Annotated in this window: 16 protein-coding genes; 8 read left to right on the top strand and 8 right to left on the bottom strand. The window is 61.4% G+C overall.

Annotation, left to right across the window (positions count from 1 at the left end):
- The first annotated feature begins 257 nt into the window (after positions 1–257).
- From EOS_RS28365 to EOS_RS28350, 4 genes are all read left to right on the top strand, one after another.
- The gene (locus EOS_RS28365) at positions 258–515 is read left to right on the top strand and encodes a BTH_I0359 family protein (protein ID WP_047895505.1); all 258 of its coding nucleotides are present in this window, start codon (positions 258–260) and stop codon (positions 513–515) included.
- Between the two features lie 189 nt (positions 516–704).
- Positions 705–1,781, top strand: a complete 1,077-nt coding sequence (locus EOS_RS28360) for a homocysteine S-methyltransferase family protein (protein WP_047895529.1) — start codon at positions 705–707, stop codon at positions 1,779–1,781.
- Positions 1,778–4,564, top strand: coding sequence for a methionine synthase (metH, locus tag EOS_RS28355; RefSeq protein ID WP_075645408.1), 2,787 nt, complete (start codon positions 1,778–1,780; stop codon positions 4,562–4,564). The genes EOS_RS28360 and metH overlap by 4 nt, the downstream gene beginning before the upstream one ends.
- 139 nt (positions 4,565–4,703) lie before the next feature.
- Positions 4,704–4,922 (top strand): hypothetical protein, encoded by a 219-nt coding sequence (locus tag EOS_RS28350; RefSeq protein WP_047895504.1) that lies wholly within the window; start codon positions 4,704–4,706, stop codon positions 4,920–4,922.
- Between the two features lie 126 nt (positions 4,923–5,048).
- Here the strand turns inward: EOS_RS28350 and EOS_RS28345 are convergent, their stop codons facing one another.
- Positions 5,049–5,375, bottom strand: a complete 327-nt coding sequence (locus EOS_RS28345) for a DUF1840 domain-containing protein (RefSeq protein ID WP_047895503.1) — start codon at positions 5,373–5,375, stop codon at positions 5,049–5,051.
- A 488-nt stretch (positions 5,376–5,863) separates the two neighbouring features.
- Here EOS_RS28345 and argS point away from each other — a divergent pair, with 488 nt between their 5' ends.
- From argS to EOS_RS28325, 4 genes are all read left to right on the top strand, one after another.
- Complete coding sequence (argS, locus tag EOS_RS28340; protein WP_047895527.1) at positions 5,864–7,648, top strand: arginine--tRNA ligase; 1,785 nt, start codon at positions 5,864–5,866, stop codon at positions 7,646–7,648.
- 151 nt (positions 7,649–7,799) lie between these two features.
- Positions 7,800–8,549: an SPOR domain-containing protein gene (locus EOS_RS28335; protein ID WP_047895526.1), complete on the top strand. Its 750-nt coding sequence runs from the start codon at positions 7,800–7,802 to the stop codon at positions 8,547–8,549.
- A 198-nt stretch (positions 8,550–8,747) separates the two neighbouring features.
- A complete protein-coding gene (locus tag EOS_RS28330) occupies positions 8,748–9,401 on the top strand; it encodes a thiol:disulfide interchange protein DsbA/DsbL (protein ID WP_047895502.1) in 654 nt (217 codons plus the stop codon).
- A 16-nt stretch (positions 9,402–9,417) separates the two neighbouring features.
- Positions 9,418–10,215 carry an SDR family oxidoreductase gene (locus EOS_RS28325; RefSeq protein WP_047895501.1) on the top strand — a complete coding sequence of 266 codons (798 nt, stop codon included), beginning with the start codon at positions 9,418–9,420 and terminating at the stop codon, positions 10,213–10,215.
- Between the two features lie 104 nt (positions 10,216–10,319).
- Here EOS_RS28325 and EOS_RS28320 read toward each other — a convergent pair whose 3' ends face one another.
- From EOS_RS28320 to EOS_RS28290, 7 genes are all read right to left on the bottom strand, one after another.
- Positions 10,320–11,591, bottom strand: a complete 1,272-nt coding sequence (locus EOS_RS28320) for a DUF3443 domain-containing protein (protein WP_047895500.1) — start codon at positions 11,589–11,591, stop codon at positions 10,320–10,322.
- Between the two features lie 18 nt (positions 11,592–11,609).
- Positions 11,610–12,041, bottom strand: coding sequence for a DUF2844 domain-containing protein (locus EOS_RS28315; RefSeq protein ID WP_082163547.1), 432 nt, complete (start codon positions 12,039–12,041; stop codon positions 11,610–11,612).
- A gap of 352 nt (positions 12,042–12,393) precedes the next feature.
- Positions 12,394–13,095: a protein phosphatase CheZ gene (gene cheZ / locus EOS_RS28310; RefSeq protein WP_047895524.1), complete on the bottom strand. Its 702-nt coding sequence runs from the start codon at positions 13,093–13,095 to the stop codon at positions 12,394–12,396.
- A gap of 11 nt (positions 13,096–13,106) precedes the next feature.
- A complete protein-coding gene (gene cheY / locus EOS_RS28305; protein ID WP_047895523.1) occupies positions 13,107–13,502 on the bottom strand; it encodes a chemotaxis response regulator CheY in 396 nt (131 codons plus the stop codon).
- Positions 13,503–13,583: 81 nt separating this feature from the next.
- Entirely contained in the window at positions 13,584–14,687 is a 1,104-nt protein-coding gene (locus EOS_RS28300) for a protein-glutamate methylesterase/protein-glutamine glutaminase (RefSeq protein WP_047895499.1), read from the bottom strand.
- Between the two features lie 2 nt (positions 14,688–14,689).
- Positions 14,690–15,409 carry a chemoreceptor glutamine deamidase CheD gene (gene cheD / locus EOS_RS28295; RefSeq protein WP_047895498.1) on the bottom strand — a complete coding sequence of 240 codons (720 nt, stop codon included), beginning with the start codon at positions 15,407–15,409 and terminating at the stop codon, positions 14,690–14,692.
- Entirely contained in the window at positions 15,406–16,350 is a 945-nt protein-coding gene (locus EOS_RS28290; RefSeq protein ID WP_047895497.1) for a CheR family methyltransferase, read from the bottom strand. The genes cheD and EOS_RS28290 overlap by 4 nt, the downstream gene beginning before the upstream one ends.
- Position 16,351: the final 1 nt, after the last annotated feature.

Genomic DNA, 16,351 nt, shown 5'->3' with positions numbered 1-16,351 from the left:
AAGGCGCACCCGGAAGTGGTGGTAGATTCAATCATGGATCCAAGATTCGAAATACTTGACGCGACACATCTGTCCCCAGTAGAAGAAACACAGCGTTTCGCGGCGTTTCTGGAAACATTTTTGCGGGAGAATGTCTAACAAAGGTCCTCGATGGGCTTTCGGACTCAACGTCGAGGCCACCCCTTGAATTCCAACCCAAACGCTCAATGTAAGACGGTGAAACGCCTTACGGGCAAACAGGAATAAGGAGTGTCGCCATGCAGATGATCTACAACAGCCCTAACTATTGTGTAGTCGAATTCCCGCCGCAGGACAATCATCTCGCGATGAAAGCGGGGGGTTACGAGATCGTGGACAAGACCATGCAGCGCGAAATCTTCATTGACGGCGCACTCGCGGCGCGTTTTCGCGAGCATGTCCAGAAGTTGATGGAAGAAGAGCAATCGCTCGAGGACGTGGACGAGTTCCTCGGCCAGTTCGACATCTTGATGAACCAGCCGGTGATCCTCCACTAACCGTTGTACCCCGGCTGAGCAGTAAGAACAGCAGCGACATCCCCAAAAACCCCGCCGACGAAAGTGGCGGGGTTTTTTGTTCTTGAGCGTCGCTCGCCCGTTGTTTTGGAAAGCGCCATAAGAAAACGGTCGAACCCTACTACAGATACAATGTTGGGCTATTTCAGCCTGTTTGGAGCCATGTCGATCATGAATCCGTCCGCCGCAATTGACGCCCCGAAGTCAGCCGCCGCGCGCCGCCCGTACACGCGCGGCGCCGTGTTGCCTACGCTTTTGCAACAGCGCATTCTCATTCTCGACGGCGCGATGGGCACCATGATCCAGCGCTACAAGCTCGACGAAGCCGCGTATCGCGGGGCGCGTTTTGCCGACTATGGGCGCGATATCAAGGGCAACAACGAGTTGTTGTCGATCACGCAGCCACATGTGATTCGCGAGATCCACGACAAGTACCTGGCTGCCGGCGCGGACATCCTCGAGACGAACACCTTCGGTGCAACGACCGTGGCGCAAGCCGATTACGGCATGGAATCGCTGGCGGTCGAAATGAACATGCAGTCGGCGAAGCTGGCGCGCGAAGCTTGCGATGCGTACTCCACGCCGGACAAGCCGCGCTTTGTCGCGGGCGCGATCGGGCCAACGCCGAAGACCGCAAGCATCTCGCCGGACGTCAACGATCCGGCCGCTCGCAACGTGACCTTCGACGAACTGCGCGCCGCGTACTACGAGCAGGCGAAGGCGCTGATGGACGCGGGCTGCGATCTGTTCCTGGTCGAAACCATCTTCGATACCTTGAACGCGAAGGCCGCGCTGTTCGCGCTCGATCAGCTGTTCGAGGACACGGGCGAGCTGCTGCCCATCATGATCTCGGGCACTGTTACCGATGCCTCAGGGCGCATTCTGTCGGGGCAAACGGTGGAAGCGTTCTGGAACTCGCTGCGCCATGCACGGCCGTTGACGTTCGGGTTGAACTGCGCGTTGGGCGCGGCGCTCATGAGGCCGTATATCGCGGAGTTGTCGAAGCTTTGCGACACATATGTCTCGTGTTATCCGAACGCGGGTTTGCCGAATCCGATGAGCGATACAGGCTTCGATGAAACGCCCGATGTCACATCGAGCTTGCTGAAGGAGTTCGCACAGGCGGGGCTCGTGAATCTGGCGGGCGGGTGCTGCGGGACGACGCCGGAACATATCGCGGAGATCGCGAAGGCACTCGCCGATGTGAAGCCGCGCAAGTGGCCGTCGCATTATCGTGAAGCTGCCTGACACGCCCCCCCCACGACGCCCAAGACGCCCGACAAGACAATCACGCTGCAACGCCCAGGGACACCATGACCGATCACACCATGCGCCTTTCCGGCCTCGAGCCGTTCAACGTCACCGACGGTTCGCTTTTCATCAACGTGGGCGAGCGGACCAACGTGACGGGATCGAAGGCGTTCTCCCGCATGATCCTCAACAACCAGTTCGACGAAGCGCTGGCCGTCGCGCGCCAGCAGGTTGAGAACGGCGCGCAGATCATCGACATCAACATGGACGAGGCCATGCTCGATTCGAAGGCGGCCATGGTCCGGTTCCTGAACCTGATCGCTTCCGAGCCGGACATTTCGCGCGTGCCGATCATGATCGACTCGTCGAAATGGGAGGTGATTGAAGCGGGCCTGAAATGCGTGCAGGGCAAGGCGGTCGTGAACTCGATCTCGCTAAAAGAAGGCGAAGAAGCATTCCGTCATCACGCCACGCTGATTCGTCGATACGGCGCGGCCGCGGTCGTGATGGCCTTCGACGAAGACGGCCAGGCCGATACCTTCGAACGCAAGACGCAAATCTGCAAGCGCTCGTACGATTTCCTCGTGAATGAAGTGGGTTTCCCGCCCGAAGACATCATCTTCGATCCGAACATTTTCGCGATCGCGACGGGCATCGAAGAGCACAACAACTACGCCGTCGACTTCATCAACGCCACGCGCTGGATCAAGAAAAACCTGCCCCACGCGAAGATCAGTGGCGGTGTGTCGAATGTGTCGTTCTCGTTTCGCGGCAATGACCCGGTGCGCGAAGCCATCCATACCGTGTTCCTCTACCACGCGATTCAGGCGGGCATGGACATGGGCATCGTGAACGCGGGGCAGCTCGGCGTGTATCAGGATCTCGATCCCGAACTGCGCGAACGCGTGGAAGACGTGGTGCTGAATCGCCGCGAAGACGGCACGGATCGTCTGCTCGAAATCGCCGATAAATTCAAAACCGGCGCTGCGAAGAAGGAAGAGAACCTCGAATGGCGTAATCAGCCCGTCGATCAACGTCTCGCTCACGCGCTGGTGCACGGCATCACGAACTTCATCGTGGAAGATACCGAGGAAGTGCGGGCGCGCATTGAAGCCCAGGGCGGCCGGCCGATCAACGTGATCGAAGGGCCGTTGATGGACGGCATGAATATCGTTGGCGACCTGTTCGGAGCCGGCAAGATGTTCCTGCCGCAAGTGGTCAAGTCGGCGCGTGTGATGAAGCAGGCTGTGGCGCATTTGATTCCGTACATCGAGGAAGAAAAGAAGCGCATGGCCGATGCCGGCGAAGACGTCCGGCCGAAGGGCAAGATCGTGATCGCAACCGTGAAGGGCGATGTGCATGACATCGGCAAGAACATCGTCTCGGTCGTGCTCCAGTGCAACAACTTCGAAGTAGTCAACATGGGCGTGATGGTGCCCTGCGCGACCATCCTGGCGAAGGCCAAGGAAGAAGGCGCGGACATCATCGGCTTGTCGGGACTGATTACGCCGAGCCTTGAAGAAATGGCTTACGTCGCATCGGAAATGCAGCGCGACGACTATTTCCGCGGCAAGCAAACGCCGCTGCTGATCGGCGGCGCAACGACTTCGCGCGTGCATACCGCTGTGAAAATCGCGCCGCATTACGACGGTCCGGTGGTTTATGTGCCGGATGCGTCGCGGTCGGTATCGGTGGCGTCAAGCCTGCTCTCCGATGACGGCGCAAAGAAGTATCTCGACGACCTCAAGACGGACTACGAACGCATCCGCACACAGCACGCGAACCGCAAGGCGCAGCCGATGGTCACCTACGCCGAGGCTCGCGCGAACAAGACGAAAATCGACTGGGCGAGCTACGAACCGAAGAAACCGACGTTCATCGGGCGGCGCATCTTCAAGAACTACGATCTCGCGGACCTGGCGAACTACATCGACTGGGCGCCGTTCTTCCAGACCTGGGATCTGGCAGGTCCGTATCCGGCGATCCTCAACGACGAGATCGTGGGTGAATCGGCTCGGCGCGTTTTCTCCGATGGCAAGTCGATGCTCTCGCGCATCATCCAGGGCCGCTGGTTGCAGGCAAACGGCGTGGTGATGCTGCTGCCGGCGAACACGGTGAACGACGACGACATCGAAATCTATACCGACGACACCCGCACGCAAGTCGCCATGACGTGGCGCAATTTGCGCCAGCAAACCGTGCGTCCGATTGTTGATGGCGTGCAGCGCGCCAACCGCTCGCTGGCGGATTTCATCGCGCCAAAGGACTCCGGCGTGGCGGATTACATCGGCATGTTCGCGGTGACGGCGGGCTTGGGTGTCGAGAAAAAAGAGAAGCAGTTCGAAGCCGATAACGACGACTACAGCGCCATCATGCTGAAGGCGCTCGCCGATCGTTTCGCGGAAGCCTTCGCAGAAGCGCTGCACGCGCGGGTGCGTCGCGAACTGTGGGGTTACGCCGCAGGGGAAACGCTCGACAACGCCGCGATGATCGAAGAAAAGTATCGCGGTATTCGCCCCGCGCCGGGTTATCCGGCCTGCCCGGATCACCTGGTGAAGCAGGACATGTTCGACGTGCTGCAAGCGAACGAAATCGGCATGACGGTGACCGAGTCGCTGGCCATGTTGCCGGCGGCCAGCGTGTCGGGCTTTTACATCGCTCACCCGGAAAGCACGTATTTTTCGGTCGGCAAGATCGGCGACGATCAGGTGGAAAGCTTCGCGCAACGCATGGCGATTTCGAAGAACGACGCCGAACGCGCACTGGCGCCCTTACTGTAGGCAAATACCGGGAATCACAAAGACGCAATATTGGCGAAGTCAGTTACGGTTATTTTGACTTTCCTTACACTCGTGGGAGTGCAAAGGCCGTCATGGCGGCGGTCACGCATTCCTTCAATCGTCACGGAGAAAGTCGAAAATGATCAAGCTGACGCCTGTCCTCGCCGTTGCTGCTGCTGTGCTGTTCACGTCGGGAAGTCCGGCTGCCTTCGCGCAGGACACCGCCAAGCCAGGTACGGGCGCGAGTTCAAGCACCGCATCGAGTTACTCGCCGCCCGTCACCGAGCACAAGAAGAAACCCCGCAAGCCGCGTGCAAAGAAAGGTGCGAGCATGCCGGCGTCCGCAGCCGCGCAATAAGGCGCTGCGTATTCATAAGACAAAAAACCCGCATCGGCAACGAGGCGGGTTTTTTTAAGCACTGACTCAATGCACTGACTCAAATGGTCAGCGCCAATGGTCAAGTCCCGCAACGTCGCCTGAGGCTCAGACGCCCCACAGGATGTCGCCCTCTGCCTGATGCGCGATTCGCATCATGTCCAGAAACGGGTACGCGCGCTGTGCCAGACCGACGGGAATCTCGTGCGGTTCGTGGCCGGGTTCGCCTTCGTGGAAGTGGCCGTCGTGTTCGGCGCGTTCCTGTTTATCCACCGCGACCGCCGACTCCAGCTTCTGAATGCATACAGGTAGTTCTTCATGCGTGATGACACCGCGCTCCCCAAGCCGCTTGCCGATGATGCCAAGCAGGTAATCAGCGAGGTTATCAAGCATCTGCACGTCCGGTGCAGCCCTGGTTTTAAAAGTGATCAGCATGGCAAGGTCCTTTCCCTTATGTTGGCCTTTTGGAGCTAATGAGCGAGATGCGCCAAGCGTGGCAACAGCCCAGGCCACCACATCCACACGCCGGCGCATTGTTCTAATTCCTGACTCTTTTCCCCGACTCGACCCTGATTCGACATATTAGCACCTGCTAAAATCCCGATTTACCCGAGCAAAATGTTGCACCGGTTACAAAACCCCGGTTTTTGCGTTATGGCCGTAACCGGCTCCGGCTATGCCTCCGGGCGCGCATACGCAGTCCTGACCAGCTGTCCGAAGTCTTTTTCCTGCCCCCGGACGAGCGTAATGGATTGAAACTATCGAACGCGCGCCGCCTCGGTGTTTCGCGCTCAATCGCACGTTTTTTGTCGCGCTCTTCACGGACGCGTGGATTGAAACAAACAAGCAAACAAACGAACGCCGAAGGAACGAAGCAACGCCGCAACGGACCAACAGCTCAATTACCGGATTTCAGAATCAGCATGCTGCCCGCACAAAAACATACACTCGAAACGCTGCTTGCCGACGCGGTCAAGCAGGTCGTACAGGCGTCGCAAGGCGCATCGGAAGCGAACTTCGTCGAACCGACAATCGTCCTGGAGCGCCCGAAAGTCGCGGCGCATGGCGACGTCGCGTCGAACGTCGCCATGCAGCTCGCCAAGCCGCTGCGCGCGAATCCACGGCAACTGGCGCAACAGATTGTCGATGCGGTGCTCGGCTTGGCCGGAGCTCAAGGTCTGGTCGATGCCGCTGAAGTCGCCGGTCCTGGCTTCATCAACTTGCGGCTGGCGGCATCGGCGAAACAGGCCGTGGTGCCCGCAGCCATTGCAGAAGGCGCGCGCTACGGCTACAGCGATCGCGACGAAGGCAAGCGCGTGCTGATCGAATTCGTCTCGGCGAACCCAACCGGGCCGCTGCACGTGGGCCACGGCCGCCAGGCCACGCTCGGCGACGCATTGGCGAACCTGCTCGGCACGCAAGGCAACGCGGTGCATCGCGAGTTCTACTACAACGACGCCGGAGTGCAGATCGGCAATCTCGCCATGTCCACGCAATTGCGCGCCCGCGGTTTTGCACCAGGCGACAAGGAATGGCCGGATAACGCGTACAACGGCGAGTACATCGCGGATATTGCCCGTGACTATCTGGCCGGCGCGACGGTCGCAGCCAAGGACGGCTCGCCGGTGACGGCGAAGGGCGATGTCGACGATATCGACGCTATTCGCGTCTTCGCCGTCGCGTATCTGCGCCACGAACAGGATCTGGACCTGACCGCGTTCGGCGTCACGTTCGACCAGTTCTACCTGGAGTCGTCGCTGTATCAGGAAGGCCGCGTGCAGGGTACGGTCGACGCGCTGATCGCTGCGGGCAAGACCTACGAGCAGGACGGCGCGCTGTGGCTGCGTACAACCGACGACGGCGACGACAAGGACCGCGTCATGCGCAAGTCCGACGGCACGTACACGTACTTCGTGCCGGACGTCGCGTATCACGTGGCGAAGTGGCAGCGCGGCTTTACCAAGGTCATCAACGTGCAGGGTTCGGACCACCACGGCACCATCGCGCGCGTGCGGGCGGGGCTGCAGGGGCTTGGCATCGGCATTCCGAAGGGTTATCCCGACTACGTGCTGCACAAGATGGTCACGGTCATGCGCAACGGCGTGGAAGTGAAAATCTCGAAGCGTGCGGGCAGCTATGTGACGGTGCGCGACCTGATCGAATGGTCGGGCGGCATGACGCCGGGCGAGGAAGTCGCGCCGGACCAGATCGATGAAGACACCATTTGCCGCGGCCGCGACGCCGTGCGGTTCTTCCTGATCTCGCGCAAGGCCGACACGGAATTCGTCTTCGATATCGACTTGGCGCTCAAGCAAAGCGATGAGAACCCGGTGTATTACGTGCAGTACGCGCACGCCCGGATCTGCACGATTCTCGGCGACTGGAAAACGCGCTACGCAGGCGATGCCGCCACGCTGCCCCAGGTCGATCTCACGCCGCTCTCGAGCGAACGTGCGATGGCGCTGCTGAACAAGCTCGCCGAGTATCCGGACATGCTCTCCCACGCCGCCGACGAACTCTCGCCGCACGCGGTCGCGTTCTACCTGCGCGACCTCGCGGGCGAATTCCACTCGTTCTACAATGCGGAGCGCGTGTTGGTGGAGGAGGACGGCGTGCGCAACGCGCGCATCGCGTTGCTTGCCGCCACCCGGCAAGTGCTCGAAAACGGCCTCGCGCTGATCGGTGTGTCCGCTCCCGTGAAGATGTGATGTCCGCTTCGGGCGCATCCGTTGCTACGTGCCCGGCGTGCAAAGCTTGCGCGACGGACACGCCATGCAACATATGCAATGCCATGCCACGCTTAAGGCCGCCGTTATAATCGACGGCCATTCAGAAGACTTTTTGCAGGTTATTCATACGATGGCAAAACCACGCAGCACGTCGAAGCAGTCGAAGCAAACCGGGGGCACTTTTCTCGGTATCGTGCTGGGCTTGATTGTCGGCCTTGCAATTGCAGTGATCGTGGCGCTATACATCAACCGCGCACCCACGCCGTTCGTCACGAAGGTCGCGCCTGCTCCAGCCGATGCCGTCTCCGCGCCCGCCACGGGCCAGCCGTACGATCCCAACCGGCCGCTGCAGGGCAAGACACCCGGGCAAGCTGTGCCGCAAGCCGCGCAGCCCGCGCCGCCGAACACCGCGCCTGGGCAGACGAACGATCAGACGCAGTCGTCGGGAGTGCAGGACGAACCGCAGATCCTGGAAGTGCCGCCGTCCGCGAACGGCACAGCAGTTGCACCGAAGCCCGCCGTGGTGCCTCCGGTCGCGAATGCGCCAGGCGGCTCGTCGAGCGCAACGGCTGCGAAGAAGCCGGCTGAGGCACAAGCTTCATCGACTGCCAAGGTCACGCCGCCCGCACCCGGCGACGCAAACACGGGCTATTTCCTGCAGGTTGGCGCGTACAAGACCCAGGCCGATGCGGAGCAGCAGCGCGCGCGGCTCGGCTTCCAGGGCTTCGAGTCGAAGGTGACGCAACGCGATGCCGGCAACGTCACGTATTACCGCGTGCGGATCGGGCCGTTCACGAAGTTCGAGGACATGAACAACGTGCGTCAGCGACTCTCCGATGCAGGCGTGGATACCGCCGTCATCCGCTTTTCCAAGCAGTGAACGCGCAGTAAAACCCGCGACCCGCGCGGCCTTTCTTCGTATAAGGCAGGCGCGGGCCGACAAGCGCGGGCGGGCGGTCAATCGGCCGAACAGGTCAGTGGCGGCGGATAGTGGCCCGGCCGGCTTAAGCTTCTTTTAAGTGTCGTGTGTTCCCCTTTTGCCTCTCCACGCCCTTTCTCGATCACTTTCTCGGTCATTATGAAAAAACTCTTCAGCGCCCTCGCTCTCTCCCTCGGCCTCGTGGCCGGCACCCTGAGCGCCATGAACGCGGCGCACGCATCGCCGGCAGCGCCTGTTGCGGGCACCGACTACACGGTGCTGCAAGCCGCGCAGCCAGTGGACGCCAAGGGCAAGATCGAAGTGATCGAATTCATGTGGTACGGCTGCCCGCACTGCAACGAATTCGACCCGTATCTGGAAGCGTGGGTCAAGAAGCAAGGTCCTGACGTGGTGTTCAAGCGCGTGCCGGTTGCCTTCCGCGACGACTTCATCCCGCACTCGAAGATGTATCACGCACTCGATGCACTGGGCCTCGCGGACAAACTCACGCCCGCCGTGTTCAACGAGATCCACGTGAAGAAGAACTATCTGCTGACGCCGGAAGCGCAGGCTACGTTCCTCGCCACGCAAGGTGTCGACAAGAAGAAGTACATGGACGCGTACAACTCGTTCTCGACACAAAGCGACCTGCAACGCGACACCAAGATGATGCAGGACTACAAGATCGACGGCGTGCCGACGTTGGCCGTCCAGGGTAAGTATGAAACGGGTCCGGCCACCACGAACAGCCTGCCGGGCACGATCCAGGTCCTCGACTTCCTGGTAGGCCAGGTTCGCGCGCAGAAGATGTAAAGGCGTGAGCGCCGCTATGAAGGACACGCCGGGCGCCGGTTCCACGCCGGCCCGGCTGAGAGTTTTCATCACCGGCGCGTCCAGCGGCATTGGCCTCGCACTCGCCGAGGAATATCTCCGGCGCGGTGCGGTGCTTGGCCTCGTCGCCCGTCGTGGCGACGCGCTCGCGGCATTCGCGGCGCGCTTCCCCCGTGATTCCATCTCGATCTATCCGGCCGATGTCCGCGACGCCGCCGCGCTAGGCGCCGCTGCGGCCCAGTTCTGCGCGCAGCATGGCGGTGCCGACGTGGTGATCGCGAATGCCGGTATCAGCCGCGGCGCGCTGACCGGTCACGGCGACCTCGAGGTCTTCCGCGACGTGATGGACATCAACTACTTCGGCATGATCGCCACCTTCGAGCCGTTCGTCGCCCGGATGGTCGAGGAAAGGCGCGGAACGCTGGTCGGTGTGGCGAGCGTAGCGGGGATACGCGGGCTGCCGGGCTCGGGCGCGTATAGCGCGTCGAAATCCGCGGCGCTGAAGTATCTCGAAGCGCTGCGGGTGGAGATGCGGCCGAAAGGGGTGTCGGTGGTGACGATCGCGCCGGGTTATATCCGCACCGCAATGACCGAGCACAATCCATATCCGATGCCCTTCCTGATGGACGCCGATAAATTCGCCGTCAAGACCGCTGACGCGATCGCCGGGAAAAAGAGGTTTGCGACGTTTCCATGGCAGATGCGCGTAGCCGGCGCTGTGCTGCACGTGGTGCCGCGCTGGCTGTACGACCGCTTGCTGGAGAAAGCACCGAGGAAACCGCGTGCGGGAGAATGACACGTGCGCGACGAAGCTCTTACGCTTCCATGAAAAACAAAGCCCGGCGGAATGATTCGCCGGGCTTTGTCCTTTCTGAGGCTATCGAACCGAACTAACCGCGATCAGAACGCCACGTACGGTGAAGTTCCGTTGGTTGCGATGCCGAAATACACATGTCGTCCGAAGAAGAACGGCAAGCCGAAGTCAAACAGCGTCGGGAACGAGCCAATGCTGCCCGCCAGCCCGTTAAGCGCGTAATTCGTGCCGCTGGAAGCCAGCGTCTGCGCGTTGTTCACCGTGAAATTCACCGTGGCCGTCGTGCCGTCCAGCCCGCGAACGATAGCCGAAAGCGCCTGCGGACTGGCTGGACAGTAGAAATCCGTGAACGTGGACGTGCACGCGGGCAACGAGCTATCGGTGAAGAACAGGCCGTTAGAACCCGAATCGACGATGGTCGTCACTGCCGTGCCCTTGTAGGTGCCGCTCAGGTTGCCAAAACCCGTCGAGCGAAACGACGTCACACCGCTCAGCGTATTGTTGCTTTGCGTGCCAATACCGAACACCAGCGTGCCCGTCGCCGACGCAGCCGTAGTCGTCACTGGCGGCAATTGCACGATCACGCCATTGTTGTTCACGGCGAACTTGGTGACCGGATTCACGACTTGCTGGGCGACCGGCACGCCAATAGCCGTGCAGTTCGTTCCACTCGGGCACGAATAGTAGTTGCTGGTCAAAGCGGCCGTACACGACGCGCCGCAATCGGTCACCGACACGCCCACGCCAAGAATCCCGTTCGCGCCAAGTTGCCGCGAGGTGCTCTCGTTGCTGCCGTTGATGCAGCCGTTGAGCGGCACGGTGGAGTTAGCCATGTCGCCGACTATCTGGATCGGAATGGCGCTCGCGGTTTCGCCGCCGATCTTCACGTCGGCGGTACGCACCGTTCCCCACGTGAAGCCATCGGCGAATTGCGTGCATTCCGCCAGTTGGCCGCCGCTCGTCGACGTATTCACCGGCAAGCTGCCGAGAATCTGCGCCGCCGCGTCGCTCGCGAGGCGCAAGCCGTACGAGCCGGTATCGAGCTGGATGTTGTCGATGGTCTGGCAAGTGGTTGTGCCGGGCGCGCACACAATGACGGACACGTTCGGGATATTGACGAAATTCTGCGCACCTGGGCCGACGGTAATAGATACCGTGTTCGACGCCGTAGCCGCAATCGGCTGCGCGTTGGGCGTGCTGCTACTACTAGTAGTGCTGCTACTGCTGACGGCACTGCTGCCGGAATCGCCGCCTCCGCCGCCGCAGGCTGCGAGCAACACCGATAAGCTCAGCACGGCGAGCCAGCGGAACAGGCCCGGACGCCGGGTCGGATTGGACGAGGAAATCGTCGGACGCATAGTTGAAGTCTCCGTCCGTTATTGGATGTCGCTCGGGCTGACGCCCGCGGGTAAGGATTGCGGCAGGTAAGCCTGGCCCGCGAACGCGCCCATATGACCGCCGGAACGGACCACCAGCGCGCTGCCTGCCACGCTCACGGGGCCGCGGCCGCCGCCGTTGGCACGCTGGTTCTGAATGCCCTGCACATATTGCGGAAAATAGCTGCCGAGCAAGGTCTGCAGGTCGGGGATGCGCGGGCCTTGCCACGCAATGCCGAACACCACGCCGTCCGAACCGACGTACTCGTTCACCACCGTCCCGACGGCGAGCGTCGTGGTGCGCACGATGTAAGAACTACTGGCCGAAGCGGACGCAACCGTGGACGCCGCGGCATGCGTCACGGCGTTGCTGACGGTCGCGCCGTCGGGCGGTGTCATCGGCGCGCCGCCGAGCACCGCATACGCCGGCATTACCGCAAACACTCCCAACGCCAGACCTGCTGCCAGGCTGGCGAGCGCGCTTACGCGTCGCGAGCTCAATGAGCTCGATGAAATGATCGAAGTGTTCACTTCGCCTCCCCGTTCCGATTATTTCAAGATGCGCTATTTTGCCTGCTGCGACGTCCCCGCAACACAAGCTGTCACAAAGCATTACCAGTATGCCAGCCCAATAAGTCGAACTCTGGAAAACGGCGATTGGAATTAACGCGGATGTTCGAGCGCGAACGAAGAGATGCGAGGCGCGGACGCCGCCAGAAGCGCTTCGACGCAGGCGAATGCGATAGATACCCGCAATCGTGGCTGCGTCGAACCGTCGGTGTCTTCAGAAACCCAGGCTGGCGAGCAGGTCGTCGACTTGAGTCTGGTCCTGGACCACGTCAGTACGGCCTTCCGGATTGATCTGCGGACCGTTCAGCAAGGTATCCGACGAGCCCGCAGCGCTCGATGCCGCCGCCAGCGCCGCGGCCTGAGCCGCGAATTGCTCACGCCGCTCCGGTGCGATGTTCTCCAGCAACACGCTGAGCAATTGCTGTTCGATCACGTACACGACATCGGTAATCTTCTTGATCACCTGGCCGGTCAAATCCTGGAAATCCTGCGCGAGCATGATTTCGAGCAATTGCGTATTGGTCGCGACCGTCTGCACGGGGACTTGCTGCAAGAAGCCGCGAGTGTCCGCCAGCAAGGTCTTGACGTCTGCGCGCTCGAGCGGCGCGCCGTACCATTGCTCCCAGCGAGCATCGAGCGCTTGGGCGTCGCGCTGCATGGTTTCCTGGATCGGCTTGGCGAGTTCGATGGCGTTCAGTGCGCGCTCGGCGGCCTGTTCCGTCATGGTCGCGACGTATTTCAGACGGTCGCGCGCATCCGGCACCATTTCGGCGGCGGCTTCCACTTGTTTGTCGAGGCCGAGTTCGCGCATGGAGTCGCGTAGCGTGCGCGTCAACTGGCCAATGCGTGCCAGGATGCGGTCGCTCGATGCATCGCTTTCGTGTTCGACGTCGATGAGCGTCTCGTGGTTGGTCATTTCGTTCACGGTCAGCTCCCGGCCTTAACCATCTTTTCGAAAATCTTCTGCAGCTTCTCGTCGAGGGTCGCAGCCGTGAACGGCTTGACGACATAACCGCTCGCGCCAGCCTGGGCCGCGGCGATGATGTTTTCCTTCTTCGATTCCGCCGTCACCATCAGCACCGGCAAATGGGCAATCGCGCTGTCGCCGCGGATTTGCTTGAGCATCTCCAGGCCGTCGAGGTTCGGCATGTTCCAGTCGGAAATGACGAAATCGAAACCGCCGCCGCGCAGGCGCGCAAGACCGGCCGCGCCGTCTTCGGCTTCATCGACATTCGAGAAACCCAGCTCCTTCAGCAGATTTCGCACGATACGCCGCATCGTCGGAAAATCATCGACGACCAAAATCTTCATGTTCTTGTCCACCATAACTGCTCCTTGTGTTCCTTGTGTTTTCTTCAAGCGGCGCGTTGCGCCGCGTATCTATCCGAATTCTTTCGGCGAGGATTAAACGCGCTGCGTGCGCTCACCCATCGAGTTGAGTCGCGCCATCACGCGCCGGGTCATTTCCGACAGCGGTGCGACCTCGCTCACGCCGCCCGTCGCGATGGCCTCGCGCGGCATGCCGAACACCACGCAACTCGCTTCGTCCTGCGCGAAGGTGTAGGCGCCGGCTTGCTGCATTTCCAGCATACCCTGCGCGCCGTCGCGGCCCATGCCGGTCAAAATCACACCAAGCACGTTCTTGCCGGCGTTTTGTGCGGCTGACCGGAACAGCACATCCACCGACGGCCGGTGCCGGTTGACCGGCGGGGCGTCGGAGAGATGCGCGACGTAGTTCGCGCCGCTGCGCGCGAGCACCAGATGGGCGTCGCCGGGCGCGATGTACGCATGCCCCGGCAGCACGCGCTCGCCGTGCTCCGCTTCCTTCACCGCGATCCGGCACAAGCCGTTGAGACGTTGTGCGAACGACTTCGTGAAGCCCGGCGGCATATGTTGCGCAATCATCACGCCGGGGGCATCGGGCGGCAGCGGCAACAAGAGCTCGCGGATCGCTTCGGTACCGCCCGTCGATGCCCCGACGATAATCAGCTTCTCCGTACTCACCAGCGGATTGTTCAGGTTCGGCGTGGGCTTCGACGCTGCGGCTGCAGCCCCTGGCGCAGCGTGCACGACGTGAGGCGCCTGCCGCACCCGCGCTCGCGCTGCCGCGCGGATTTTATCGGCGAGCTTTTCGGAATACTCGAGCATGCCGTCGCGAATCCCCACGCGCGGTTTCGTCACGAAATCCACCGCGCCGAGTTCCAGCGCGCGCAGCGTGATTTCCGAGCCGCGTTCAGTCAGCGACGACACCATCACCACCGGCATCGGCCGAAGCCGCATCAACTTTTCGAGGAAATCGAGGCCGTCCATGCGCGGCATTTCGACGTCGAGTGTCAGCACGTCCGGGTTGTGCTGCTTGATGAGTTCGCGCGCCACCAGCGGATCGGGTGCGGTCGCGCACACGTGCATGTCGGGCTGCGAGTTGATGATCTCGGTCATCAGGCTGCGCACCAGCGCCGAGTCGTCGACGCACAACACACTGATCTTAGGTTCCGTGCTCCGGGCCATCGTCATGCTTCCTCCGCCGTCTTCGTGCGGACGGTTCGCTGCAGGCCGGCTGCGGCACCGAATAATTCGATGCGGGGTTTATCGGTAATCTTGGCTTTCGGCTGATTAAACAACTCGACGTGCGCCCGTGCCTTTGCCAGCCGTTCGCTGCGCGCTTCGGGCGTTTGCCTTGCGAGCGCCTGTTCGCGTTCGACCACGCTCGGGTCCTGCTGAGTGATGAGTTTCTTGACCATTGCCTGGCCGGTGCGCGGCATGAACGCGACCTTGCGCGGATACATGCCTTGCAAGTCCTCGGCAACAATACGAATCTTTTCCAGCGCGAGGTATCGGCGGACAAATTCCGAGTTGCGATCGCCGATATTGATCGTCGTCATGCCCGCCAGCACCGCGCCGCCGCCGAAGACTTTCGCTTCGAAGCGTTCGCGCCGGCCGCCGCGCTTGATCATCTCGTTGATCAGCACTTCCATGGCATAAGCGCCGTATCGCATGGAATCCGAACTGGATTGCGATGCGTCGGAACCGTCGTCGGGAAGCATGAAATGGTTCATCCCGCCAATGCCCGCCGTGCGGTCGTGAATGCACGCCGCCACGCACGAACCCAGCACGGTGACGAGCACCATGTCCTCGCCGGTCATGTAGAACTCGTTCGGGAGCAGCTTCACGCCCGGACGCTTGAAATGGTTGTCGAAATAAAGATTCGACGCAATCGGCAAGCCGCTCATGCCAGCTCCCCGGCGAGCGTCTTGCCCGCTTTCTTCGCCGAGGCCGAGGCCGCGGCCGCCGCCGCGTCACGCGACAACCCGTACACCGTCTGGCCGCGCAGCTTGAACGCCTGCGTCACGTAGGTGAAGTTCTCCGAATGCCCCGCGAACAGCAAGCCGCCCGACTTCATCAGCGGCTCGAAGCGCGCGAGCACTTGCGCCTGCGTGGGTTTGTCGAAGTAGATCATCACGTTGCGGCAGAAGATCGCGTCGAACTGGCCGGGCAGCGCGTATTTCGCGTCAGTGAGATTCAGTTGATCGAACTTCACCAGCGCGCGCACTTCGGGGCGGATCTTCACCATGCCGGCGTGCGCGCCCGTGCCCTTCAGGAAGAAACGCTTCAGGCGTTCCGGCCCAAGTGTCTTGACTGAATCGAGCGAATAAACGCCCGCATCGGCCTTCTGCAAAACCTGACTGTCGATATCCGTCGCGATCACAGAACACTGGCGCGCGGTTGCATCGCCGAGCGTTTCAATCAGCGTCATGGCGATGGAATACGGCTCCTCCCCCGTCGACGCCGCCGAGCACCACACCGAGAACGGCTGCGGCCGGCTCTTCGCGAACGTGGCGAGGATCGGAAAATGATGCGATTCGCGGAAGAACGCGGTCAGGTTCGTGGTCAGCGCGTTGGTGAACGCTTCCCACTCGTCGCTATCCGGCTGCGCTTCGAGACGATCGAGGTAAAGGCGAAACGTATCGATATTGCAGGCGCGCAGGCGTCGCGCGAGACGGCTGTACGCCATGTCGCGTTTATGCTCGGACAGCGAAATCCCCGCGCGACGATGAATCAGATCGCGAATGCGGCCGAAATCGGCACTGGTGAATTCGAAGTCGCGCTCCACTTCCGAACCGTTTCGGGTCCGGTCGCGGAGTGTATCGACGGGCGGGCGCGTTGCCATCATC

The organism is Caballeronia mineralivorans PML1(12) (assembly GCF_001028175.1).
GTDB classification, from domain to species: domain Bacteria; phylum Pseudomonadota; class Gammaproteobacteria; order Burkholderiales; family Burkholderiaceae; genus Caballeronia; species Caballeronia mineralivorans.
Note: the sequence above shows the minus strand (reverse complement) of the source record. Positions and strands in the feature narration are given on the sequence as shown.